Annotated in this window: 17 protein-coding genes and 1 pseudogene; 9 read left to right on the top strand and 9 right to left on the bottom strand. The window is 72.9% G+C overall.

Annotated features, from left to right (window positions below; all coding sequences use genetic code 11):
* Nucleotides 1–199: 199 nt before the first annotated feature.
* The gene (gene typA / locus OHA65_RS24270; protein ID WP_327285234.1) at nt 200–2104 is read right to left on the bottom strand and encodes a translational GTPase TypA; all 1905 of its coding nucleotides are present in this window, start codon (nt 2102–2104) and stop codon (nt 200–202) included.
* 317 nt (nt 2105–2421) lie between these two features.
* Nucleotides 2422–4797: an ABC transporter family substrate-binding protein gene (locus OHA65_RS24265; protein ID WP_327285233.1), complete on the bottom strand. Its 2376-nt coding sequence runs from the start codon at nt 4795–4797 to the stop codon at nt 2422–2424.
* A 349-nt stretch (nt 4798–5146) separates the two neighbouring features.
* On the opposite strand from OHA65_RS24265, the gene OHA65_RS24260 reads away from it, so the two are divergent.
* The 7 genes from OHA65_RS24260 to OHA65_RS24230 all read left to right on the top strand — a co-directional run bounded on the left by OHA65_RS24260 (nt 5147) and on the right by OHA65_RS24230 (nt 15362).
* Nucleotides 5147–5368: a hypothetical protein gene (locus tag OHA65_RS24260; RefSeq protein WP_327285232.1), complete on the top strand. Its 222-nt coding sequence runs from the start codon at nt 5147–5149 to the stop codon at nt 5366–5368.
* Nucleotides 5369–5542: 174 nt separating this feature from the next.
* A complete protein-coding gene (locus OHA65_RS24255) occupies nt 5543–6364 on the top strand; it encodes a hypothetical protein (RefSeq protein WP_405762409.1) in 822 nt (273 codons plus the stop codon).
* Nucleotide 6365: 1 nt separating this feature from the next.
* The gene (locus OHA65_RS24250) at nt 6366–8270 is read left to right on the top strand and encodes a fumarate reductase/succinate dehydrogenase flavoprotein subunit (RefSeq protein WP_327285230.1); all 1905 of its coding nucleotides are present in this window, start codon (nt 6366–6368) and stop codon (nt 8268–8270) included.
* The gene (locus tag OHA65_RS24245) at nt 8267–9040 is read left to right on the top strand and encodes a succinate dehydrogenase/fumarate reductase iron-sulfur subunit (RefSeq protein ID WP_327285229.1); all 774 of its coding nucleotides are present in this window, start codon (nt 8267–8269) and stop codon (nt 9038–9040) included. The genes OHA65_RS24250 and OHA65_RS24245 overlap by 4 nt, the downstream gene beginning before the upstream one ends.
* A gap of 78 nt (nt 9041–9118) precedes the next feature.
* Entirely contained in the window at nt 9119–12442 is a 3324-nt protein-coding gene (locus OHA65_RS24240) for a protein kinase domain-containing protein (RefSeq protein WP_405762407.1), read from the top strand.
* Between the two features lie 87 nt (nt 12443–12529).
* A complete protein-coding gene (locus OHA65_RS24235; RefSeq protein ID WP_329314444.1) occupies nt 12530–14611 on the top strand; it encodes a TPM domain-containing protein in 2082 nt (693 codons plus the stop codon).
* 31 nt (nt 14612–14642) lie between these two features.
* Nucleotides 14643–15362: a PspA/IM30 family protein gene (locus OHA65_RS24230; RefSeq protein WP_327285226.1), complete on the top strand. Its 720-nt coding sequence runs from the start codon at nt 14643–14645 to the stop codon at nt 15360–15362.
* 38 nt (nt 15363–15400) lie between these two features.
* On the opposite strand, the gene OHA65_RS24225 is transcribed toward OHA65_RS24230, so the two are convergent.
* The 7 genes and pseudogenes from OHA65_RS24225 to OHA65_RS24195 form a co-directional block, all read right to left on the bottom strand.
* Nucleotides 15401–18013 (bottom strand): SpoIIE family protein phosphatase, encoded by a 2613-nt coding sequence (locus tag OHA65_RS24225; RefSeq protein WP_371646916.1) that lies wholly within the window; start codon nt 18011–18013, stop codon nt 15401–15403.
* Nucleotides 18014–18171: 158 nt separating this feature from the next.
* Nucleotides 18172–18600: an ATP-binding protein gene (locus OHA65_RS24220; RefSeq protein WP_327285764.1), complete on the bottom strand. Its 429-nt coding sequence runs from the start codon at nt 18598–18600 to the stop codon at nt 18172–18174.
* A gap of 162 nt (nt 18601–18762) precedes the next feature.
* Entirely contained in the window at nt 18763–19194 is a 432-nt protein-coding gene (locus OHA65_RS24215) for a (deoxy)nucleoside triphosphate pyrophosphohydrolase (protein WP_328763546.1), read from the bottom strand.
* Between the two features lie 30 nt (nt 19195–19224).
* Entirely contained in the window at nt 19225–19410 is a 186-nt protein-coding gene (locus OHA65_RS24210; RefSeq protein WP_327285224.1) for an SPOR domain-containing protein, read from the bottom strand.
* Between the two features lie 416 nt (nt 19411–19826).
* Entirely contained in the window at nt 19827–20312 is a 486-nt protein-coding gene (locus OHA65_RS24205) for a UTRA domain-containing protein (RefSeq protein ID WP_405759260.1), read from the bottom strand.
* A gap of 114 nt (nt 20313–20426) precedes the next feature.
* A pseudogene (locus OHA65_RS24200) lies at nt 20427–20579 on the bottom strand (GntR family transcriptional regulator); the annotation flags it as partial.
* 150 nt (nt 20580–20729) lie between these two features.
* Nucleotides 20730–21836, bottom strand: a complete 1107-nt coding sequence (locus tag OHA65_RS24195; RefSeq protein ID WP_328763544.1) for a septum formation family protein — start codon at nt 21834–21836, stop codon at nt 20730–20732.
* 147 nt (nt 21837–21983) lie between these two features.
* Here OHA65_RS24195 and OHA65_RS24190 point away from each other — a divergent pair, with 147 nt between their 5' ends.
* Nucleotides 21984–23093, top strand: coding sequence for a threonine synthase (locus OHA65_RS24190; RefSeq protein ID WP_328763543.1), 1110 nt, complete (start codon nt 21984–21986; stop codon nt 23091–23093).
* Nucleotides 23094–23173: 80 nt separating this feature from the next.
* Nucleotides 23174–23983 carry an isocitrate lyase/phosphoenolpyruvate mutase family protein gene (locus OHA65_RS24185; RefSeq protein ID WP_327285220.1) on the top strand — a complete coding sequence of 270 codons (810 nt, stop codon included), beginning with the start codon at nt 23174–23176 and terminating at the stop codon, nt 23981–23983.
* Nucleotides 23984–24014 lie beyond the last annotated feature (31 nt).

Below are 24014 nucleotides of genomic sequence, written 5' to 3'. Positions count from 1 at the left end.
CAGACACGTGCGAAACGGACTGTTAGCTCACCATCCGGAGTGTCACGGTCGGTATACGGACACCGTGGACACTGGAACGCAACAATCCGCTTGACAAAAGGCAACAACCCCTCCCCCACGAAGCCGTGGTGAAGGGGTTGTCGGTGGAACGACGGCCCCGCGGGGCCCACTTCCTACGTACCGGAAGCGATGGTCGGACCTACTTGCCGGACTTGGCGCGCGACGCGGTGCGCGAGCGGTCCTTCTGGTCCAGGACGACCTTGCGGATACGGACGGCCTCGGGGGTCACCTCGACGCACTCGTCGTCGCGGCAGAACTCCAGGGACTGCTCCAGGGAGAGCCTGCGGGGCGGCACCACGTTCTCGGTGTTGTCCGCGGAAGCCGCACGCATGTTGGTGAGCTTCTTCTCCTTGGTGATGTTCACGTCCATGTCGTCGGAGCGCGAGTTCTCGCCGACGATCATGCCCTCGTACACCTCGGTGCCGGGCTCGGTGAACAGGACGCCGCGCTCCTGCAGGTTGATCATCGCGAACGGCGTGACCGAACCGGCGCGGTCGGCGACCAGCGAACCGTTGTTGCGGGTCACCAGCTGGCCGAACCACGGCTCGTGGCCCTCGTGGATCGAGTGGGCGATGCCCGTACCGCGGGTGTTGGTCAGGAACTCCGTGCGGAAGCCGATGAGGCCGCGCGACGGGACGACGAACTCCATGCGGACCCAGCCGGAGCCGTGGTTCGACATGTTGTCCATGCGGCCCTTGCGGACACCCATGAGCTGCGTGACCGCACCCATGTGCTCCTCGGGCACGTCGACCGTCATGCGCTCGACCGGCTCGTGCACCTTGCCGTCGATCTCCTGCGTGACGACCTGGGGCTTGCCGATGGTCAGCTCGAAGCCCTCGCGGCGCATCTGCTCGACCAGGATGGCGAGCGCGAGCTCACCACGGCCCTGGACCTCCCAGGCGTCCGGGCGCTCGGTGTCGAGGACGCGGAGCGAGACGTTACCGATCAGCTCGCGGTCCAGACGGTCCTTGACCTGGCGGGCGGTGACCTTGCGGTCCTTGACCGCGGACTTGGCGTCCGCGCCCTTGCCGCTGCCGCCGCGGCCGACCATCGGGGAGGTGTTCGTACCGATGGTCATGGAGATCGCCGGCTCGTCGACCGAGATCAGCGGAAGCGCGATCGGGTTCTCCGGGTCGGCCAGGGTCTCGCCGATCATGATGTCCGGGATACCGGCGACGGCACAGATGTCACCGGGGCCGGCGACCTCGGCCGGCTTGCGGGTGAGCGCCTCGGTCATCATCAGCTCGGTGATGCGGACGTTCGACATCGAACCGTCACGCTTGATCCACGCGACGGTCTGGCCCTTGCGCAGCTCGCCCTGCTCGACGCGGAGCAGCGCGATGCGGCCGAGGAAGTTGTCGGCGTCCAGGTTGGTGACGTGGGCCTGGAGGGGCGCCTCGTCGTCGTACACCGGGGCGGGGACGTGCTCCAGGATGGTGGAGAAGAACGGCTCCAGGCTGTCGCTGTCCGCGGGGACGGTGCCGTCTTCGGGCTTGGTCAGCGAGGCGACGCCGTCACGGCCACAGGCGTAGACGATCGGGAACTCGATCTGCTCCTCGGTGGCGTCCAGGTCCAGGAAGAGGTCGTACGTGTCGTTGACGACCTCGTCGATCCGGGAGTCCGGACGGTCCGTCTTGTTGATGCAGAGGATGACCGGCATGTTCGCCTGCAGGGCCTTGCGCAGGACGAAGCGGGTCTGGGGCAGCGGACCCTCGGAGGCGTCCACCAGCAGAACGACGGCGTCCACCATCGACAGACCGCGCTCGACCTCACCACCGAAGTCGGCGTGGCCGGGGGTGTCGATGATGTTGATCGTGATCGGGGCCCCGCCGTCCTTGGGGTGATACTTCACCGCCGTGTTCTTGGCGAGGATCGTGATGCCCTTCTCACGCTCCAGGTCGTTCGAGTCCATCATGCGGTCGTCGAGGTGCTGGTGGGCGGCGAAGGCACCGGCCTGCTTGAGCATGGCATCGACGATGGTCGTCTTGCCATGGTCGACGTGGGCGACGATGGCGACGTTACGGATGTCGTGGCGCGTGGGCACTTCGGCGCTTCTCCCGGGATCGTGGATGGCAGCGCGTACGGTCCGGCACGCGAGCCTCGACCGGGCGGAAAACCTGCCACGGCCTTACCCCATCGTACGTCGCGTGGCGGGAACCGCCCGCCGGGGGGTCTGTCAAGAGGCCGGACGACTGAGAAGGGCCGGGTACGGGGTGGGGGGTTCCCGGCTGGGGGTATTACGGGTATTGCCGCGGGTCAACGGGTATCTACGACCTTGCCCGCCGGAGGATCCGGCGGGCAAGCGACTTGAGTCACATCTGAGCTTATGAGTCGAAGCTCAATCTGTCTGGCCCCGTTTTGTCACTTCTTCTTCCCCTCGTCTTTCGCCGCGGCCGGCGGCTTCTTCCAGCCGATGTCCTGGAAGTGGGGGCTGCCGAGGCCGAAGGCGCCCGCATTGGCCAGGTTCGACTTGGCGGCCACCAGCTCGGGGCGCTGGTAGAGCGGGATGGATCCGGCAGCGGCCCAGATCCGCGCGTCCGCCTTGCGCATCAGCTCTCGCGAGGCGTCCTCGTCCAGCTCGCCGAGCGCCTGGTCGAACAGCTGGTCGATGTGGTCGGTACCGACCCGGGTGTAGTTCTGTTCGACGAGCAGCGAGCCGTCGGCTGCCGGTTCCGGCTTGGCGAAGATGGGGCGGGCGTCGGTGGCCGGGTAGGCCGTCGCCGGCCAGGAGTACAGCGCCAGGTCGTACTGGCCCGAGGCGATGTGGTCCTTGAAGAAGCTCTCGTCGGCCACCTTGGTCAGCTCGGTGCTCACCCCGACCTTGCGGAGCATCTGGGCGATCCGCTCGCCGACCGTGCGCAGGGCCTCGGAGCCGGGGCCGGCCGGGAGGACGAAGCGCAGGTTGAGCGCCTTGCCGTCCTTGGCCAGCATGTTGCCGGAGGTACGGGCCTGCTTGGCCGGTGCCGGCGCCGGGGAGGCCGTCCCGGCCTTGCCGGGCCCGGGGGCCTCGCCGTCGCGGGCCGGACCGCGCTTGGCGTCGTCGGCGGCCGTCGTGTCCGCGTCGTCCGCCGCTCGCGCCGACCCGCCCGGGTTCTTCGCGTCCAGGGCGTCGGCCTGGGCCAGCAGCGCGGCCTTCTGCTCTTCCGCGTGCAGGGCCGCGGCCGGCACCGGGGAGACCCGTTCGCCCCGGCCTCCCTGCACGAACGCCTCTCCGCCGACCGCCGGGATCCCGCGCTCCAGGGTGTCGCCGTTGCGCTCGTCCTCCTGGCCCACGATGTAGAGGCCGTCGTTGCCCGTGCCCGGGCCCGACGGGGTCTTCGAGTCGTCCTGGCCGTCGCCCTCCGCGTTCTCGGAGCCGGCCTTCGCACCCGACGGCTCGGTGAGCTTGCCGCCCCGGCGCCAGCCCGCGTCCGCGAGCAGGGCCTCGGCGGCGTGGATGTCCTTGCCGCCGAGCGCGTCACTGTTGTCCGCGTACGCCCGCTGCCCGGCCAGCGCCACGTGGCTGCCGACCGGCTTCGCCGGCAGGCCCAGGGGCTTCAGTACGATCTCGGCCAATTCCTTGCGGTCCAGGGCCCGGGCCACGGCCCGCCGGACCCGCTCGTCGGCCAGCGGGCCGGAGGCCCCGTTCAGGGCGAGCTGCGTGTAGGCCGGCTCCAGGGACTTGCGGACCGTGAAGGTGCGCAGCGCCGACTGCTCGTCGGCGTAGCTCTTGGCCGCCTCGGCGTTCTGCGCGCGGGTCTCCCGCTCCGTCGCCGCCTTGCCCTCGTCGGAGCCGTTCGCGACCGCCCACGACAGCGTGGCCTGGGCCGGGGTGACCGAGGCGCCCGGTCCGTGCGCCGGGGCCCCGCCCGGGCCCGGAGAGCGTTCCGCGTCCCGGCGGGCCACCGCGATGCGGTCGGCGCCCGCGCGGTCGATCTCCGCCAGGTCGACCTTGCCGGCGGCCAGCGCGGCCGGGCGCTGGGCCCGGGGAACGGCGGTCAGGACCAGCGAGTCCAGCTTGGCCGGCCGCCCCCACCAGCGGGCGTTGCGGGTCAGCGCGGCGGTGCCCGTCCCCTTGTCGATGGCGCCGAGGTTGAAGGGCCCGGCGGTGACCTTGAGGGTGCCGCGGGCCCCCTCGTTGAAGGAGTCCGGGGTGCCGGTGACCTGCTTGGGGTAGAGCGGGGTGAACAGGGAGCGCCAGTCGGTGTACGGCTTGGCGAAAGTGACCTTGACCTCCAGGTCGGTCTTTCCGCGCTCGATCTTCTCGATCCGGTCGTACCCGGCGTTGCGGGCCGTCCAGTACGCCGAGTCCTTGCCGTTCAGGGCCCGCCACTGCGCCACGAAGTCGGCGGCGCCGATCTCGCGGCCGTCGCTCCACACCGCCTGCTGGTTCAGCTTGTACAGGACGACCTGCTTGGGCTCCCGCTCGACGACCTCGGCCTTCTCCAGGTAGTCCGGGTTGGCCACCGGTCGTCCCTTGTCGTCCAGCGTGAACAGCTGGGGCAGCACCGCCCCGGCGATCCGGTTGGTGGTGGCGTCCGCGTCGGCCTGGAAGGTGTTCAGGGTGTCCGGGAGGGCGTCCACGGCCCAGCGCAGCACGCCGCCGTCGGCGACCTTGTCGCGGGCCGTCGCCGCGATGTCCTGGCCGGCAGCCACGGGACCGCCCTCGTCGTCTCCGGCGCCGCAGCCCGCGAGCAGCGGCAGTGCGAGGACTCCCGAGGTCAGCAGCGCCAAGGACCTGCGCCTTCTCTGGGACATGGGTGGTACCTCCGGGACGGGGCGTGAAAGGGGCGGCTTGATCACGTTTGGCGGTATATGGAGCTGATCACACTGGGTGCCGCTACACACTGAAATCCACAGCTCGCCACACCTCTCGCAGCCGACCCTCGCCACGCCGCGAACCCCACCCGTGCGGACCAATCCCGCTTGCGCCACGGACGGGCGTTCCCTCGGAAGAGGGATCAAAATGGGAGCAGGGAGGGGCGCACAGATTGCGCCTGCGCGCCCGCAATCGCTGCACGTCCCTTCACAACCGGGGACGGGAGGCGCGACACTCGCAGGCGCACATGAGCGTTGCCACCGCAACCAGCGGAAGTGAGGGCAAGTCATGTCCCTGCAAGATGATTTGACCGCGGTACGGCGCAATCTGAACGACCTGGTCCGCTCGGTGGAACGGCTGGAGCAGGACGTCGCCCGGCAAGCCCCCGCCACCTCGCGGGCGCCACGCCAGGAGGGGATGGTCCCCGTTCCGGACACCCCGTACGACAGCACGCTGTGGCAGGACGTCGACGACGAGGGTCTCGGCGCCCGCGACCGCCGGGCACCCTGACCCGACGGGCCGAGGTCCTGTCGTCGAAGTAGCGCCGGTCGGGCCCGCGGGCCGGGCGGGACCTTGACGACGGGACCTGGCCCCCGCACGCGCGGCACCCCGCACCCCACCCGGCCCAGCCGTCCGCGGCTGGGCCTCGTGGGTCACCCCTCATCACTCCACCCGGAGTCCCCTTTGGCCACAGGCACGGAACCACCCCGGCAGCTGACCGGCGTCCACGACGCCTCCCGGGCCGCGATCGCCGCCCGGCACCTGCGCACCGACCGGTGGTGGCTGGCCCCCGCCGCCACCGCGGCCGGGCTGCTCGCCTTCATCGTCTACTCGACGTGGCGGGCCTTCGCCAACGCCGACTATTACGCGGCCCCGTACGTCTCCCCGTTCTACTCCCCGTGTCTCGCGGAGAACTGCCAGGAGATGCGCGGCGGCCCCAACCTGGACCTGTTCGGCAGCTGGTGGGGCCTGTCCCCCGCCCTGCTGATCCTGGTCTTCCCGCTCGGCTTCCGGCTGACCTGCTACTACTACCGCAAGGCGTACTACCGGGGCTTCTGGGCCTCGCCGCCCGCCTGCGCCGTCGCCGAGCCGCACGAGAAGTACACGGGCGAGACGCGCTTCCCGCTGATCCTGCAGAACGCGCACCGGTACTTCTTCTACACGGCGCTCCCGGTCGCGGGCATCCTCACGTACGACACGGTGCTGACCTTCCGCAACGACCGTTACGAGTGGGGCCACATGGGCCTCGGGACGCTGCTGTTCCTCGTCAACATCACGCTGATCTGGGCCTACACGCTGTCCTGCCACTCCTGCCGGCACATCATGGGCGGCCGTCTGCGGCACTTCTCCAAGCACCCGGTGCGCTACCGGCTATGGGGTTGGATCAGCCGGCTCAACTCCCGCCACATGCTGCTCGCGTGGGCCTCGCTGATCAGCGTCGCCCTGTGCGACTTCTACGTGTACCTGCTGGCCAGCGGCACCTTCACCGACCCGAGGATCTTCTGACATGGCTCAAGTCGACCGGCAGCAGTGGGACGTGGTCGTGGTCGGTGCGGGCGGCGCCGGGCTGCGGGCCGCGATCGAGGCCCGCGAACGGGGAGCCCGTACGGCCGTCATCTGCAAGTCCCTGTTCGGCAAGGCCCACACGGTCATGGCGGAGGGCGGGATCGCCGCCTCCATGGGCAACGTCAACGAGGGCGACAACTGGCAGGTGCACTTCCGCGACACGATGCGCGGGGGCAAGTTCCTGAACCAGTGGCGGATGGCGGAACTCCACGCGAAGGAGGCCCCGGACCGGGTCTGGGAGCTGGAGACCTGGGGCGCGCTCTTCGACCGCACCCCGGACGGGAAGATCTCCCAGCGCAATTTCGGCGGGCACGAGTACCCGCGCCTCGCGCACGTGGGCGACCGGACCGGGCTGGAGCTGATCCGCACCCTCCAGCAGAAGATCGTCCAGCTCCAGCAGGAGGACTTCAAGGAGTTCGGGGACTACGAGGCCAGGCTCAAGGTCTTCCAGGAGTGCACGGTCACGAGGGTCCTGAAGGAAGGGCAGAGGGTCTCGGGGGCCTTCTGCTACGAGCGCGAGTCCGGCCGGTTCTTCGTACTGGAAGCGCCTGCGGTGGTCCTGGCCACGGGCGGGATCGGCAAGTCCTTCAAGACGACCTCGAACTCCTGGGAGTACACGGGCGACGGCCACGCGCTGGCCCTGCTCGCGGGCGCCCCGCTGCTGAACATGGAGTTCGTGCAGTTCCACCCCACCGGAATGGTCTGGCCGCCCTCGGTGAAGGGGATCCTCGTCACCGAGTCGGTGCGCGGCGACGGCGGGGTGCTGCGCAACAGCGAGGGCAAGCGGTTCATGTTCGACTACGTCCCGGACGTCTTCAAGGAGAAGTACGCGGAGTCCGAGGAGGAGGGCGACCGCTGGTACGAGGACCCGGACCACAACCGGCGCCCGCCCGAGCTGCTCCCCCGCGACGAGGTGGCCCGGGCCATCAACTCCGAGGTCAAGGCGGGCCGCGGCTCCCCGCACGGCGGGGTCTTCCTCGACGTGTCGACCCGGATGCCGGCCGAGCGGATCAAACGGCGGCTGCCCTCCATGTACCACCAGTTCAAGGAGCTGGCGGACGTGGACATCACCGCCGAGCCGATGGAGGTCGGCCCGACCTGCCACTACGTGATGGGCGGGATCGCGGTGGACTCCGAGACCGCCGCCACGGTCGGGGTCCCGGGCCTGTTCGCGGCGGGCGAGGTCGCGGGCGGCATGCACGGCTCGAACCGGCTCGGCGGGAACTCCCTGTCCGACCTGCTGGTGTTCGGCCGGCGGGCCGGCATGCACGCGGCGGAGTACGCCTCGGGCCTGGCCGACGCGCCGCCCGCGGTCTCCCAGCCGGAGATCGACGCGGCGGCGACGGAGGCGCTGGCCCCGTTCCACGCCGCCGAGGGCGCGGAGAACCCGTACACGCTCCACCAGGAGCTCCAGACGACCATGAACGACCTGGTGGGGATCATCCGCCGCGAGGGCGAGATGGCCGAGGCGCTGGAGAAGCTGTCGGGCCTGCGCGTACGGGCGGCCAGGGCCGGCGTCGAGGGGCACCGGCAGTTCAACCCGGGCTGGCACCTCGCCCTGGACCTGCGGAACATGCTGCTGGTCAGCGAGTGCGTGGCCCGCGCGGCCCTGGAGCGCACCGAGAGCCGCGGCGGGCACACCCGGGAGGACTGCCCGTCGATGGAGCGCAGCTGGCGCCCGGTGAACCTGCTGTGCCGCCCGGTCGACCCGGCGCCCGAGGATCCGGCCGCTGACCGGATCTCCCTCGTCCGGACGAGCACCGAACCCATCCGCCCCGACCTGCTCGCGCTCTTCGAGAAGGACGAGCTGGTCAAGTACCTCGCCGAAGAGGAGCTCTACGAGTGACTGACTACGACGCCCGCTTCCGGATCTGGCGGGGCGACGCGGAAGGCGGGGAGCTGCGGGACTTCACCGTGGAGGTGCACGACGGCGAGGTCGTCCTGGACATCGTCCACCGGCTCCAGGCCACCCAGGCCTCCGACCTGGCGGTGCGCTGGAACTGCAAGGCGGGCAAGTGCGGCTCGTGCAGTGCGGAGATCAACGGGCGGCCGCGGCTGATGTGCATGACGCGCATGTCCACCTTCGACCGGTCCGAGACGATCACGGTCACCCCGCTGCGCGCCTTCCCCGTGGTCCGGGACCTGGTCACGGACGTGTCGTTCAACTACCGCAAGGCGCGCGAGGTTCCGGCGTTCGTGCCGCCGGAGGGGGTGGCTCCGGGCGCGTACCGGATGCAGCAGGTGGACGTGGACCGCTCGCAGGAGTTCAGGAAGTGCATCGAGTGCTTCCTGTGCCAGGACACCTGCCACGTGGTGCGCGACCACGAGGAGAACAAGCGGGCGTTCGCCGGTCCGCGCTTCCTGATGCGGGTCGCGGAGCTGGACATGCATCCGCTGGACGCGGCGGCGGAGGCGGGCCTGGACCGCAAGCGCACGGCCCAGGAGGAGCACGGGCTCGGCTACTGCAACATCACCAAGTGCTGTACGGAGGTCTGCCCCGAGGGCATCAAGATCACTGACAATGCGCTGATCCCGCTGAAGGAACGGGCGGTGGACCGCAAGTACGACCCGCTGGTGTGGCTCGGGAGCAAGATCCGCAGGCGCAGCGAGCCGTAGCACCCCCGGTGGTTCACTTCGCAGGACACAATGCCCCCTGGGAAAACGTCGTATGACGTGATGTCAGGGGGCTTTGCGGTGCGGGTGGGGGATGAGCTGGCCGGCCGGTACCGGCTGGAACAGCGGCTCGGCAAGGGCGGGATGGGCGAGGTGTGGCGCGCCCACGACCTGGCGCTGGGCCGGTCCGTCGCGGTCAAGGTGCTGCTGGAGGCGGCCACGAGCGACGAGGTGGTCGCCCGGTTCAGGCGCGAGGCCACGATCGGGGCGCGGCTCCAGCACCCGGGGATCACCGTGGTGCACGACGTGGGGCAGCAGGACGGACGGCTGTTCATCGTCATGGAGCTGCTCGCGGGCGAGGACCTGGCCACCGTGCTGGCGCGCGAGGGCCGGCTCGCGGTAGACGTCGCGGTCGACCTGGCCGCGCAGACGGCGGAGGCCCTGGCCGCTGCGCACCAGCAGTCCGTGGTGCACCGGGACCTGAAACCGTCCAACCTCTTCCTGCTGTCGGGCCGGCGGCTCAAGATATGCGACTTCGGCATCGCCTACTCCGCGGACGCCACGGCGGGCTGGACGGCCACGGGCCAGGTGATCGGCACCTGGGCGTACATGGCGCCGGAGCAGTGGCGCAGCGAACGCGTGGACGGCCGGTGCGATCTGTACGCACTGGGGTGCGTGCTGTACGCGCTGCTGAGCGGGGCCCCGCCGTTCGGGCACGCCGACCTGTACGCCCTGATGCTCCGGCACACCGGGGAGGCACCGCTCCCGCTGCGCGAGGTCGGCGCGCCGGTTCCCGCGGAGCTGGACCGGCTGGTGCAGGCGCTGCTGGCGAAGGACCCGGCGGACCGGCCGGAGTCGGCGGAGGCCGTGGGCAAGGCCCTGCGCGGTCTTCGCGGGCTCACGGACGATCCCGAACCGGCGGCCGCCCGCACACCGGAGGCGGCGCCCGGCCGGGCGCCGGGCTCGGAGCCGGGGCACGCACCGCCCGGGCTCCCGCCGGATCCGGTGCCCGGACGTGCACCGGCGGCCCGGATCGACGTCGCGGCTGCGGCCGCGGCCGTGCTCGACGGTGTGGTCGCGGGCCGGGTCGTGCCACGGGACCCGGGCACACTGCCCGGGTCCCGGCCCGGAGCGGAGGCGGAGGCCGGGGCCGACCAGGAGCCGGGCCCGGGGCCGGAGGCCGTGTCGCCCGAGCGGACACCGGACCCGCACCCGGTGCCGGGGGGCGGGGGTGTGACGCCCGAGGTGCGGGAGGTCGTGCGGGGGCTGCTGCTGGAGGTGGAGCAGACCCTGCGGGCCTGGCCGCACGGCGCCGACGCCCGCGTGGAGGCGCTGGCCGTCGCCGCGGACGCCGCGGCCCGCTTCGACGCGGAGCTCGCCGGCCGGCTGCTCGCCGACGCGGAGGCCGTCGCGTGGACCGGCAGTGGGGGCGACGGCGGGCAGGTGGCCCGGCTGCTGACCTTGCTGGCCGGGGAAACCGCCCCGCACGCCCCGGCCCGGGCCCTGCGGCTGCTGACCGACGCGGAGCAGGCGCTGTTCACCGTGTTCGGCTCCAACCGTCAGGGCCCGCTGCTCGCGGTGGCGCAGGAGCTGGCCGTGGTGGCTCCCGAGCAGGCCGCCCGGCTCGTCGGCCACCACTTCGCGGACGGCTCCGCCGGGAGCAGGATCCGGGCCCGCGTCGACGTGGCCCTCGCGGTGGCCGAACCCGGACGGGCCGAGCGGGATCTGTCCCGGATCGAGGACGCCGGCCGGCGCGCGACCGCGACGTACGACATGGTGCTGGCCCTGGCCGCACGGGACCTGCCCGCGGCCCTGCGGCTCAGTGAGCGGATCGGCTCCGCGGGCGCCCGGCTGTTGGCGCTGTGCCAGGTCGCGCGGGACCGCACCGCCGCCGGGGACGTGACCGGCGCGCGGCGCGCACTGGCGCTCGCCGAGGAGGAACTGCCCCGGGTACTGGAGGAGCGGGCCGCGTGGCTGCGGGAGGAGGCGGCCTGGCACGCCGAGCGCGGACTGCTCGTGGAGGCGGAGCGGCTGCGCACCCGGGCCGACGGCCTGCTCCGCGGCCGGCCGGAAACGGCCGGTGACGAGAAGGCGGCGCACGCACTGGGCGCCCTGGAGGAGGTCCGGGAGCAGGTGGCGCGCGCCGCCGGTCCCGCGCTGGACCCGGCGGGGGCCCGGGAGCGCGTCGAGCGGGCACGCGGCCCGTTCGGGTCGCCGGTCCGGGCCGTCGAACTGGCCCGGATCGCGCGGGACTGCGTGGCCGCGGCGGGTACGACCTGGCTGCCCGAGGCGGCGGCGGAGCCGGGAGCCCCGCCGCCGCCCGGGGTGACGGTGCTCGCCGAGCGGGCAGGGGCGCTGCGGCCTGCGGACCCGGACGGCCGCCGGTGGCGGCAGGCGGTCCGCCCGGACGCCCTGCACTCCGCCGGGTCCGCACTGGTGTGGCGGTCGGGTGCCGCGGTGGGCTGCGTACGGGCCGACGTGGGTGCGACGCGCTGGACGGCCTTCGCGGACGAGGGGGTGCTCGCGCCGCTGCTGCCGGAGGGCGGGCGGCTGCTGGTGTCCTGCGTGGCGGACGCCGCCACGGTGTACGTCGACGTGCGCCGGGACGGTGGGCCCGGGGTCCGGGTGGTGGCGCGGGAGCCGCGTGACGGTCGGGTGCGCTGGTGGCGGGACCTGCCGCGGGCGGGTTCGCTGCGCAGCGCCGGGCCGGTGCTGGTGCACGAGGCGCGGGGCGACCTGACCGTGCTGCGGGCTGTGACGGGCGAGGTCGTGTGGCAGCGCTCGCTGTCGGAAGCCACCCGGTCCCTGGCGGCGGTGGGCGACTGCCTGGTCCTGACGGACGGGCGGTGGCTCCAGGCGCTGCACCTGCCGAGCGGCCGGCGGATGTGGTCGCAGCTACGGGGCTCGGAGGCCTTCGACCGCGAGCCCGGCCTCCAGCCGGTGCACGTGCTGGACGGGGAGCTCGTACGCGCCGTGGACCGCGGCACCGGCCGGGAGCTGTGGCAGTTCGCCCCGGGCGTGCCGGCGGCGCGGCTACTAGTCGAGGGCGACGCCGTGTACGCGGCGGGGCACCGCCAGGACCAGGGCTGGGACCTGGTGTTCGCGCTCGACGCCCGGACGGGGGCGCTGCGCTGGCAGCGGACCGTGGTCCGGCGCGAGGGGACGGTGTGCGCGCTCGAACTGCTGGGCCTGCGGGCGGGCGGACTGTACGTGAAGGCCGCCCGTGGTGGCCGGCGCGGGCGGCTGGGCCGGGAGTCGGGCCCGTTCGTCGCCGTCCTGGATCCGGCGACGGGCAGGCAGCGCCGCCAGTGGGAGCAGCCGGGGCTCGCCGACGGGGACACCCTGCTGGTCGGCGACCAGCTCGTGCTGTCCCGCCCGGAACTGGCGGCGTACGCCCTCCCGTAACGGGCTCCGGGCCGCGGGGTTCTCCGGGTGCGGGTGGGCACGGCCGCCCCTACCCTCCCAAATGTGAGGGCGCCCAGGAGCAGGTCGATGCGACGCACCGCCACGGGGACGTCGGTACGGGCCGGGCTGGTCCTGGCCGCCGCGCTGCTGGGGCTCGGTGGCTGGGGGGTGGTCGGGGCGCCGGCCGCCCGGGCCGAGGATCCCGTCACCCTGTCCTCGCAGGGACAGATCACCGACCGCGTGGGCGCCCTGGGCGATCGGAAGGCGGCCGTCACCACCGCGTTGGACAAGCTGTACGCCGACCACCGGATCCAGCTGTTCGTGACGTACGTGCACGATTTCTCCGGGCGTTCCGCGCAGAGCTGGGCGGACGCCACCGCGCAGAAGAACGGCCTCGGTCAGGACGACGTGCTGCTGGCCGTGGCGACCGGAGCCCGCCAGTACGCCTATTCGGCCGATGTCGGTTCCGGGTTCACCCAGGCGCAGCTCGCGGACGTCGCCCGGACGGCCATCGAGCCCCCACTGCGGCAGAACGACTGGGCGGGCGCGGCGATCGGCGCCGCCGAGGGGTACGGCGCCGTGCTCTCCGGGAAGCCCGTACCGGTTCCGGACGTCACCCCCGGCGTGGCGGACCCCGGCGGGGACACGGGCACGAGCGGGGCCGGGGACTACGTGCTCCCGGTGGTCCTCGTCGGTGCGGCCGGCGCGCTCGGGGCGTACGCGTACACCCGCCGCAAGCGCAGGGGCGCCGGCGCCGGTGGCACGACGGGCTGGGGCGCGCAGCCGGCGACCACGACCGCGCTCCCGCTGCCGGAGCTGGACGCCAAGGCGAAGGCCCTGTTGGTGGAGACCGACGACGCGATCCGCACCAGCGCCGAGGAGCTCGGCTTCGCCTCCGCGCAGTTCGGCGACGAGGCGGTCGCCGCCTTCACCGAGGCGGTGGTCTTCGCGCAGAGCGAGCTGACGGCCGCGTTCCGGCTGCGCCAGCAGCTCGACGACGCGTACCCCGAGGACGATCCGACGCGGCGGCGGATGCTGGACGAGATCGTGGCGCGGTGCACCGAGGCGAACCGGCGCCTCGACGCCGAGTCGGCGGACTTCGACCGGCTGCGGGACCTGGAGAAGAACGCCCCGCGGGCGCTCGCCACGGTGGAGGCGCACGCCCAGGACCTGGCGGGACGTACGTCGACGGCCGCGGCGACCTTGACCGCGATGGCCGGGCGGTACGCGGACTCGGCGTCCGCACCGGTGGCCTCCAACGCCGAACAGGCCGAGGACCGGCTGCTGTTCGCGACGACGAACCTGGGCGGGGCCCGTGCGGCGCTCGACGGCGGCGACAACGGGAAGGCGGCCGTGCACGTGCGGGCCGCCGAGGGCGCGGTGGACCAGGCGGCGACGTTGGTCGACGCGGTGGAGCGGCGGGCGCAGGAGCTGGCGGAGGCGGCCGGGAAGCTGCCCGGGGCGCTCACGGAGACCGACACCGACCTCGCCGATGCCCGCGGCCTGCTGACCGGCACCGCGGAAGGCACCTCCACGGCGGACCTGCGGGGCCGGATCGGCCGGGCGGAGGCGGTCCTGACCGACGTACGGCGGGAGCAGGCGGCCGGCCGGTACGACCCGATCGACGCGCTGCGCCGGGTGGAGGAGGCCGACGCGGTCCTCGACGAGGCGCTGACCGGTGCCCGGGAGCGCGAGAGCGGCCGACAGCGGGCGGCCGCCCTGCTGGACCAGGCGACGCTCTCGGCGCGCAGTGCGATCGGGGCGGCGACGGACTACGTCACCACCAGCCGGGGCGCGGTGGGCAGCCAGGCCCGTACCCGGCTGGCGGAGGCGCAGCGGCGGCTGGAGCAGTCGGCCGCGCTGGCGGGTTCGGACCCGGCGGGGGCGCTGGCGCAGGCGCAGCAGGCGGACGGGCTGGCGCGGCAGGCGCAGCAGCTGGCCGAGGAGGACGTACGGGCGTACCGGAACCCGTACGGCGGCGGGCAGCAGCAGGGCGGCGGCATGGGCGGCGCGGTCCTCGGCGGGATCATCCTGGGCGAGATCCTGGGCGATGGCCGCGGGGGCGGCGGCTTCGGCGGGGGCTTCGGCGGCGGGGGCGGGGGGCCGGGACCCGGCTCGTTCGGCGGCGGGGGCACCCGCGGCCGCATGGGCGGCGGGGGCCGTTTCTGACCCACTCGCGTCAACCCGGGAAAGGGCACCGATGAGCAAGCAGACCGTCCTCGGCCGTGTCACCCAGCTCGCGAAGGCGAACGTCAACGCGCTGCTGGACCAGGCGGAGGACCCGCAGAAGATGCTGGACCAGCTGATCCGCGACTACACGAACAACATCTCGGAGGCGGAGCAGGCGGTCGCCACCACGATCGGCAATCTGCGGATGCTGGAGGCGGACCACAAGGAGGACGTGGAGGCGGCCGCGGAGTGGGGCGGCAAGGCGCTCGCGGCCAGCCGCAAGGCGGACGAGCTGCGGACGTCCGGCGCCACGGCGGACGCCGACAAGTTCGACAACCTGGCGAAGGTCGCCCTCGGGCGCCAGCTCCGGTCGGAGAAGGAGGCGGCGACGGCGGAGCCGACGATCGCCGCGCAGACGGAGGTCGTCGACGAGCTCAGGTCCGGACTGGACGCGATGAAGGACAAGCTGACCGAACTGACGGCGAAACGTGACGAGCTGGTGGCCCGCGCCAAGACCGCGCAGGCGCAGAACACGATGCTGGACGCGGTGAAGAACATCGACGTCATGGACCCGACGAGCGACCTGGCCCGCTTCGAGGACAAGGTCCGCCGGGAGGAGGCCAGGGCGCTCGGCAGGCAGGAGCTCGCGGCCTCCTCGCTGGACGCCCAGTTCGAGGCCCTGGACGACCTCGGCAGGACCGCGGAGGTCGAGGCGCGCCTGGCCGCGCTGAAGTCCCGCGAGGCCGCCTGAGGTTCGCCGCGGCCCCGCGGGACGGGTCAGCCGTGCGGTCAGCCGTACATGTTGAGGAGCTGTTCCGCCGACAGCTCCGAGACCGCCTCGGCCGCAGCGCCGGGGAGGGGCAGCTCGAACCAGACCGTCTTGCCGCGGTGGGTGCGGCGCGTGCCCCAGCCCGCGGACAGCATGCCGACCAGCTGGAGGCCGCGCCCGCCCTCGTCGGTGTCCCGGGCCCGGCGGCGGCGCGGCTGCACCAGGTTGCCGTCCCAGACCTCGCAGACGAGGGTGCGGTCGAGCAGCAGGCGGAGCCTGATCTCGCCCTCGCCGTACCGCAGGGCGTTCGTCACCAGTTCACTGACCAGCAGTTCGGTGGTGTCGAGCAGCCCCTCCAGGCCCCATGCCGGGAGTTTCGCCCGGGCCAACTCCCGCGCCCGGCCCACCGACCGGGCCTCGCGCGGCAGCTGCCAGTCCCCGACCGCGTCCATCGGCAGCCCTTGCACCCGCGCCATCAGCAGCGCGATGTCGTCCTCGCCGTGCCGCGTGTCCAGCGTGTTCAGCACGTGGTCGCAGACGTCCTCCAGCGGCCGCACCGGGTCGGCGAGCGCGTCCCGCAGCCCCCGCAGCCCCTCCTCCAGCGGGTGGTCCCGCGATTCCACCAGCCCGTCGGTGTACAGGGCCAGCAGGGCTCCTTCCGGGAGGTCCACCTCCACCTCCTCGAACGGCTCCCCGCCCACCCCGAGCGGCATCCCCGGCGGCACCTCCAGCAGCAGCGCGGGCCGCGGCGGGGCGCCCGGTTCCGCCGGTTCCACCAGCACCGGCGGCATGTGGCCGGCGTTGGCGATGGTGCAGCGCCGGGTCACCGGGTCGTAGACGGCGTACACGCAGGTCGCGAGGTACACCTCCGAGCGGTCCGCGTCCCGCGAGTGCAGGGCGGCCCGGGAGGCCTGCTGGGAGCCGCCGGGCGCGCCGAGCCCGCGGGCGATCTCGTCCAGCGCGGTCAGCACCTCCGCCGGCTCCAGGTCCAGCAGCGCCAGGGTCCGTACGGCGGTGCGCAGTTCGCCCATCGCGACGGCGGCCCGCAGCCCGCGGCCCATCACGTCGCCGACGACCAGGGCCGTGCGGTGCCCGGGCAGCTCGATGACGTCGAACCAGTCTCCGCCGACCTCGGTGGCCGCGTTCCCCGGCAGGTACCGGCAGGCGATGTCCAGGCCGGCGGCCTCGGGGTCCCCGGGCGGCAGCAGGCTGCGCTGGAGTATCAGCGCCCGCTCGTGCTCGCGCCGGTACAGCCGGGCGTTGTCGATGCAGACGGCGGCGCGGGCGGCGAGTTCCACGGCCACCGCCCGGTCCCGTTCGCCGAAGGGCTCGCTGCCCTTCGTACGGGAGAACTGGGCGAGCCCGACCACGGTGTCGTGGGCGACCATCGGCACGACGAGCGTGGACTGCACGAGGTCGTCCGGGCCGCCGCCCTCGATCAGCCGCGGCCGCGCGGTCCGCAGGGCCAGCGCTCCCGGCGAGGCCGCCGGATAGCGGTGGATCTCCCCCACGGAGACCAGCGCGCCCGGACCCGACAATGGGGCGTCCGAGACCGCCGAGGCGAAGGCGACCCGCCGCAGCGGCGCGGACGGCACCCGTCCGGGACCGAGCCCGGCCGGGAGCGGGGGCACGCCGGGCCCGTGCGGCCGGGCGGGCCGGTCGTCGTCGCCGAGCAGCAGCCCCTGGTAGAGGTCGACGGCGGCGAGGTCGCAGAAGCCCGGCACGGTCACGTCGAGCAGTTCGCGGGCGGTGGTCTCCAGGTCGAGGGAGTTCCCGATGCGGTGCCCGGCCTCGTTGAGCAGGGCGAGATTGCGCCGGACCCCGGCGGCCTCGCGGGCGGCGAGGTGGCGGCGGGTGACGTCGGTGCCGAGGCCCGCGACGCCGATGGGGCGGCCGGTGCCGCCGTGGAGGCGGTAGAGGTTGATGGACCAGTGGCGCTTCTCCCGGCTACCGGGGGCGGCGCCGGTGATCTGGAGGTCGGTGACGGAATGGCCGGTCTCCAGGACCCTTCGCAGGGCCTCGGTCATCCGGTCGGCCTCCTGGGGCGGCAGGTAGTCGTGGACGGTGCGGCCGCGGTGTTCCTCGACGGCGCCGCCGAATACGGTCGCGAAACGGCGGTTGGCCCGCTGCACGGTGAGGTCCGTTCCGAAGAGCAGGAAACCGAAAGGAGATTGGCCGAAAATCGCCTGCGAAGCTGCCAGGTCGGATTCGATCCGGCGCAGCGCGCGTACGTCGACCACGACGCACAGGGCGGCCCGCTCGGCGGTCTCCGTCTGGGTGGGCATCACGTAGATCTCGGCCACGCCGTGCGCGCCGTCCCCGCCGGGGATGCGGAAGGGGACGAGGCCGGTCCATTCCTTGCCGTCGAGGATCTCGGCCACCCGTCGGTGCCCGCCGGCGCGCAGCTCCGGCGGCATGAAGGCGTCCACCGGGTCCCGGCCCACGGCCTGCGCGGCGGTCAGCCCGAACAGGTCCTCGGCGCGCAGGCTCCACTGGTCGATGAGCCCGTCGGGTCCGATGGAGAAGGACGCAACCTTTATGTAGTCATATATCGAGCCAGGCGGGCTGCTGTGCCACAGGGAGTCGTGCCATGTCTCCCCGGGCACACGGGCCTGATGTGCCTGCGCAGGTATCTCGCTCACGCGACCGTCCCCTCCAGCTCACCGCAACCGGACCGGCCATGACCGAAGTATTCAGCACCACGGCCCCGCACGGCACGGCGTTCACGATCACAAAAAGGTCCCGACTATTTCGAGCCATGCCCTGTGATCGTCGGCCATCCTTCACCTTGTTACTCACCAGGAAGTGCCAACTCGAACCACACGGTCTTGCCCGATTTCCCGTGCCGGGTTCCCCAGCGCTGCGCCGAGACGGCCACCAGATGGAGCCCCCGGCCACCCTCGTCGTCCGGCTGCGCGACCCGTTCGCGGGGCGGATCCGGAAGCGGATCGGAAACCTCCACCAGCAGCGCGGCGCCCCCCGCCACGCTCTCACTGGCCGGATCGCGCCGCACCAGCCGGACCCCGATGGGGCCGGAGGCGTACCGCAGCGAATTGGTGACCAGCTCGCTGACCAGCAGGACGGTGACATCGCCGACGGAGTCCAGGCCCCAGGAGCTGAGCGTGCCGCGTACGGCGTGGCGTGCGGTGCGGACGGCGCCGGGCTCTGCGGGGAAGGCCCACTCGGCGCATTCACCGTCTGTGTCGATCACGCCGATCACTTCCCGGGCCGGCAACGACCCCAGTCCGATTCAGCAGGGACAGAGCCACGAGGGGCAGTACACGATTGGGACTAATAGCGACATACCCGATATTCGAGGCGTCGTACCACCCGATCCTCCCGCACCGGCGCACTGTGGCGCAGACGGCCCAGTGTGCGCGCGTCACGCGCCCCCGTGCGACCTGGTGTGCCGCTCATCGCGCTCGGCGCGCAGCCGGTGTCCGGCCTCGGCCACCGCCGGCCGGTCCTGGTCGAGCCAGTCCACCGAGTCGAGCTCCTCCGGCCCGAGCCAGCGCAGCTCGTCGTGGTCCTCCAGCGGCACGGGCTCGCCGGACAGCAGCCGGGCGGTCCACACCTGCAGCACGAGCCCCGGCCGCACCGGCCACTCCCCCGGAATCCGCTCCAGCGGCTCGGCTTCCACGCCGAGCTCCTCGCGCAGTTCGCGGACGAGGGCCTCGGGGACCGACTCGCCCGGCTCGGTCTTGCCGCCGGGCAGCTCCCAGCGTCCGGCCACTTCGGGGGGTGCACTGCGGCGGGCGGCCAGCAGGCGGCCCTCATGACAAAGGGCTCCGCCCACGACCACTCGTACCGTCATGGGGCGGAGCCTATGTCACAGCGGGAGCGCTCAGTTCGTCGTGGCGGTCTGGCCGATCCGCTCGACCCAGTACAGCTGCTTGTGGCCCCTGTCTTCGAGGCTGTCGACGACCTTCTGGGCCTCGGCCCGGGTGGGGTAGCGGCCCACCCGGTAGCAGTTGCCGTTGTCGTCCTGACGTATGACCAGCCATGGGAGCAGGGCACCGCTGTCGTTCATCGCGTTTCACCCTCCGCCGATGTACCTGCCCAGGAAACCGCATTGCGCATATGCCCGAGCTTACGCCCGACCTTTACGGAGCGGATACGGTTTTTTACGAAGAGGTACCTCACGGCGTACGCATCCGGCCACGCGTACGAGCGGGCCGTGCGCGCCGGTTCGGACCCGGCGCGCTCCGGGACGGGGCGCGCGGCCAATCGCGCGGTCAACGGGCCGGGAACGAGGGCGAGTCCGGCCGCGGAACGGGCGGCGAAGGGGGAGCGGACCCCGGCACGGGAGCCGAACGGCCCGAAGAAGGCGAGGAACCGGGCGGCGGGGGCGATCACCATCGCGCCGAAACCCGCCGGGTCCATGACGTCCCGTCATATGTCACACCTCGGCCGCTCCCCGGGGACACGTCACCCGGGGAGCGCCGCTCAACGGACGGGCAAGTGGTACGACAGGCGGTAGCGGTCCGCCGGGACCACCACGTCGGCGGTCTCGACCGCCAGCCCGGACGCGAAGTACGTACGGCCGATCACCAGGACCACGTGCCCCGGGACCCCGCCCAGCAGCATGATCTCCTCCGCCAGGCCCGGCCGCGCTCCGACCTCCTCCACCACGTTGTCGACGACGACGTCGATCGCGGCCATCCGGTCGACGACCCCCGAGCCTCCGAGCGGCCCCTCCTCGGGCAGCATCACGGGGGTCCGGCCGGTGACCGCGAGCGGCTCCCAGGAGGTCGAAAGCATCATCGCCTCCCCCGTATCACGGAACACGTACCGCGTCCGCATGACACGCTCGCCCGGCTCGATGCCGAGCCGCTTGGCGATCTCCGCCGGCGCCACCACCTGCTCGCTGCTGGACTCCCACGTCCCGCGGACCCCGGCCTCCGCCTGCTCCTGCCGGAAAGGCGTCGACACCCCGCCCGTGCGGTATCCCGAGCGCGCGACCCGCCGCGGCACGGGTTGCTCCCGTACGTACGTACCCGACCCGGACCGGCCCTCGACGAGCCCCTCCGCCATGAGGACCTTGCGCGCCTCCAGCGCCACCGTGTCGGAGACCCCGTACTCCTCGCGGATCCGGGCCTGCGAGGGGAGCCGGGCGTGCGGGGGCAGGGACCCATCGACGATCTTCCGTCGCAGATCCCCGGCGACGCGCAGATAGGCCGGCTGCTCACCGAAAGTCACTGGCCACTCCCATCAGGTTGACAGACAGCTACACCCTGGCAACCGTCGGTTGTGGACCGCAAGCAAGGGCCAGAGTTTCACCCGAAGTGATGAAGCCAGGTCACTGAAACCCGTTACCGCGCGTTACCTGCGGCTATCCTCGTCGGCCCCTCAGGTCGCGGCCGAACCGGACCCGTCCGAGTCGCCGCCCGACTGCTCCGCCAGCCATTCCGGCACCGTCGTCGCCAGACCGTACGCCCCGCGCAGCGCCTTCTCCGTGCGCACGGACACCGCCCCCGTGGCCTCGTCCCACGCTGCCTTGAACTCGGCCGGCTTCGTCGCCCTGGCCGCCCGCTGCCACCCCGCGCGCGCCGCCTCGACCTCCTTGAGCTGCGCCCGCGCCGGCCCGGCAAGCTCCGGCCGCTGTTTCGCCCCGTCCAGCAGCGACGCCTCCGCGGCCAGCGCGACGTCCACCGCGCGGGCCCAGTCCAGGTACTGCGGCAGCGCCTCGTCGATGTCCTCCTCGGGCTCGCCGCCCAACGCCAGGTCGGCCTCGTTCATCACCCGCAGGAAGGCCACCTGGTGCGGCTCCAGCGTTCCGGCGTCCTTGCGCAGGCTGCCGCGGTGCTCCTCCTCCGCCGTGCCGATGACGCAGAGCAAGCGCCGGTCGCCGCCGCTCCACGACTCGCGCGTGGGCGCGAAGTAGAACATGTCCGCGTACGGGGGCAGCGCCCACGTATCCATCGCGTAGGCGTCCTGCGCCTTCCAACACGCCTGCGTGGCGGCCCTCCGCAGCTCGGGCACCCCGGGGAAGGCGCCGCCGCCGAGCCGGGTCGAGGAGGTGACCTCCCCCTGGTGCACCTCGGTGCAGGCGATCCGGTAGATGAACGGGCTCTCGGCGAGCAGGTCACCGCCGGGGACGTTGAAGCAGTCACCCGCGCGCATGTCGTCCACGGGGGTCAACTCGCCGTCGGCGCCTTCGAACCGCTGGAGCGTGTCCAGCCGGTCGAACAGCCGCCCCGCCACCTGGTCCGTGACGAGGACGACGGCCACGGTCATCACGAGGGAAACGATCAGGCCCGTGATCGCGAGCGCCCTGCCCCGCTCCCCCTTCCGCCCGATCTGCACGAGCGCCACGATCGCGAAGACGGCACCGAGCGGCGGCAGGCACAGCAGCCCGACCAGCAGCGACGCCAGCGCGAAGCCGTTGAGCGCGGGCTCCCCGTACGCCGGCTGCGGGGTCGGAGCGGACCAGTGGGGCGGCGGCGGGGTGCTCACGGGGCAAGGGGCTCCATCACAGCGGGGGCGCGAACGAATGCGCGAAATAGTACGCAGCGGGTGCGGCCGCCGTAACGGTCGCCCCCGGGACGAACGCGTAACATCCGTGCCATACAACGGCCATGAATGAGCAAAGGTGCTCTGCACATGACGCACGCACTGCCCGGCTACGTCTGCCCCGAGGACTCCACGCGCGCGGACGCCCGGACGGCCCCCTGGTGTTGCCCCCTGTGCGGCGGACCGTGGGACCTCGACTTCGCACCCGATCCGGCCGGCCCGCTCGAACCGGCCGCCGGACCCAACTCGCTCTGGCGGTTCGGTTCCGCGCTGCCGCTGCCGGGGGCGTTCTCCGTGACGCTGTCGGAGGGGAACACCCCGCTGGTCCCGCTCGCGGAGCGCGTTCACGCCAAGCTCGACTTCCTGATGCCCACGCTGTCCTTCAAGGACCGCGGCGCCGTGATGCTCGCGGAACTGGCCCGGCGACTGGCCCCGGAACGGGTGGTCGCGGACAGCAGCGGGAACGCGGGGACCGCCGTGGCCGCGTACTGCGCGCGCGCCGGACTGAAGTGCGAGGTATTCGTGCCCGAGGGCACCTCGCAGAAGAAGACGGAGCAGATGCGGGCGCACGGCGCGGCGGTCCGCTTCGTACCGGGCGGCCGGGAGGCCACCGCGCTGGCGGCCCGCGCCGCCGCCGACCTCCCCGGGGTCTTCTACGCGAGCCACGTCTTCAACCCGTACTTCCTGCACGGGACGAAGACGTACGTGTACGAGGTGTGGGAGGAGCTCGGCGGCCGCCTCCCCGAGACCCTCGTCGTCCCCGTCGGCAACGGCACGCTGCTGCTGGGGGCGGCCCTGGCGGTCTCGGAGCTCGCCCGCCGCGGCGTGAAACCGCCCGCGCTGATCGCGGTCCAGGCCGAAGCGGTGTCCCCGCTGGCCACGGCCTTCGCAGCGGGTGCAAAGGACGCCGCCCCGGTGGAACAGCTGCCCACGCTCGCCGACGGGATCGCGATCCCGGCCCCGCCGCGGGCCCGGCAGATCCTGGCCGCGGTCCGCGCGTCCGGCGGCACCTTCCTGACGGTCCCGGAAGAGGCCCTGCGCGCGGCCCACCGGGACCTGGCGCAGCGCGGCCTGTTCGTGGAACCCACGGCAGCGGCCTGCTGGGCGGCGGTCGGCCCCCTGGCCCCCACCGACCCCCTCCAGGGCCGCACGACGGTCCTGCCCCTGTGCGGAGCAGGCCTCAAGGCGGGGTGGGAGTAGGCCGGGCAAGGGCGCCGCGCCGACACCTCCACGTCGGAAAACCGCCAGCCGGGTACGGGGCCGTCTGGTGAACTGGGACCATGACCAACACCGTTGATCTCGCCCGCCGGTTCACCGCGCTCCACGACCCCGCCGCGCCGCTGGCCCTGGCCAATGCCTGGGACGTCGTCAGTGCCCGTCTCGTCGAGGCCGCCGGGGCGCCCGCCGTGGCCACCACCAGTGCCGGTGTCGCCTGGTCCCTCGGCGCGCCCGACGGGGACGCCCTGACCCGTGACCGTGCCCTCGACCTCGTCTCCCGGGTGGTCGCCGCCATCTCCGTCCCGGTCACCGCCGACATCGAAGGCGGTTTCGGCGCCGACCCGGCCGGCGTCGCCGAGACCGTCTCCGGGGTGCTCGCCGCCGGCGCGGTCGGCGTCAACATCGAGGACGGCACCCGGGCCGCCGCCGATCACGCGGAGCGGGTGGCCGCGGCCCGGGCCGCCGCCGACACCGCCGGGGTCCCGCTGTTCATCAACGCCCGCATCGACACCTTCCTCTTCGGCCTCGGGGAGGAGGAGCACCGCCTCGACGAGACCCTCGCCCGCGCCGCCTCCTACCTCCGCGCGGGCGCCAGCGGCATCTTCGTCCCCGGTGTCACCGACCCGGCCACCGTCCGCGAGCTCGCCAAGGGCATCGACGCGCCGCTCAACGTCCTCGCCGGCCCCGGCGCGCCGTCCGTCGCCGAGCTCGGCGCCCTCGGCGCGGCCCGCGTCAGCCTCGGCTCCTCGGTCGCGTCGGCCGCCTACGACGTGGTCCGCCGCGCCGCCGAGGAGCTGATCGCGGGTGGTACGTACACCGCGCTCGACGCGTCACTCCCGTACGGGGAGCTGAACGCCCTACTCAAGGGCTGATATTCGGGGAGCGTGTACGCGCCAACGAACC

This window comes from Streptomyces sp. NBC_00045 (assembly GCF_045041095.1).
GTDB lineage: Bacteria > Actinomycetota > Actinomycetes > Streptomycetales > Streptomycetaceae > Streptomyces.
The sequence above is the reverse complement of the archived record's forward strand: the minus strand, read 5'-3'. Positions and strand labels throughout refer to the sequence as shown.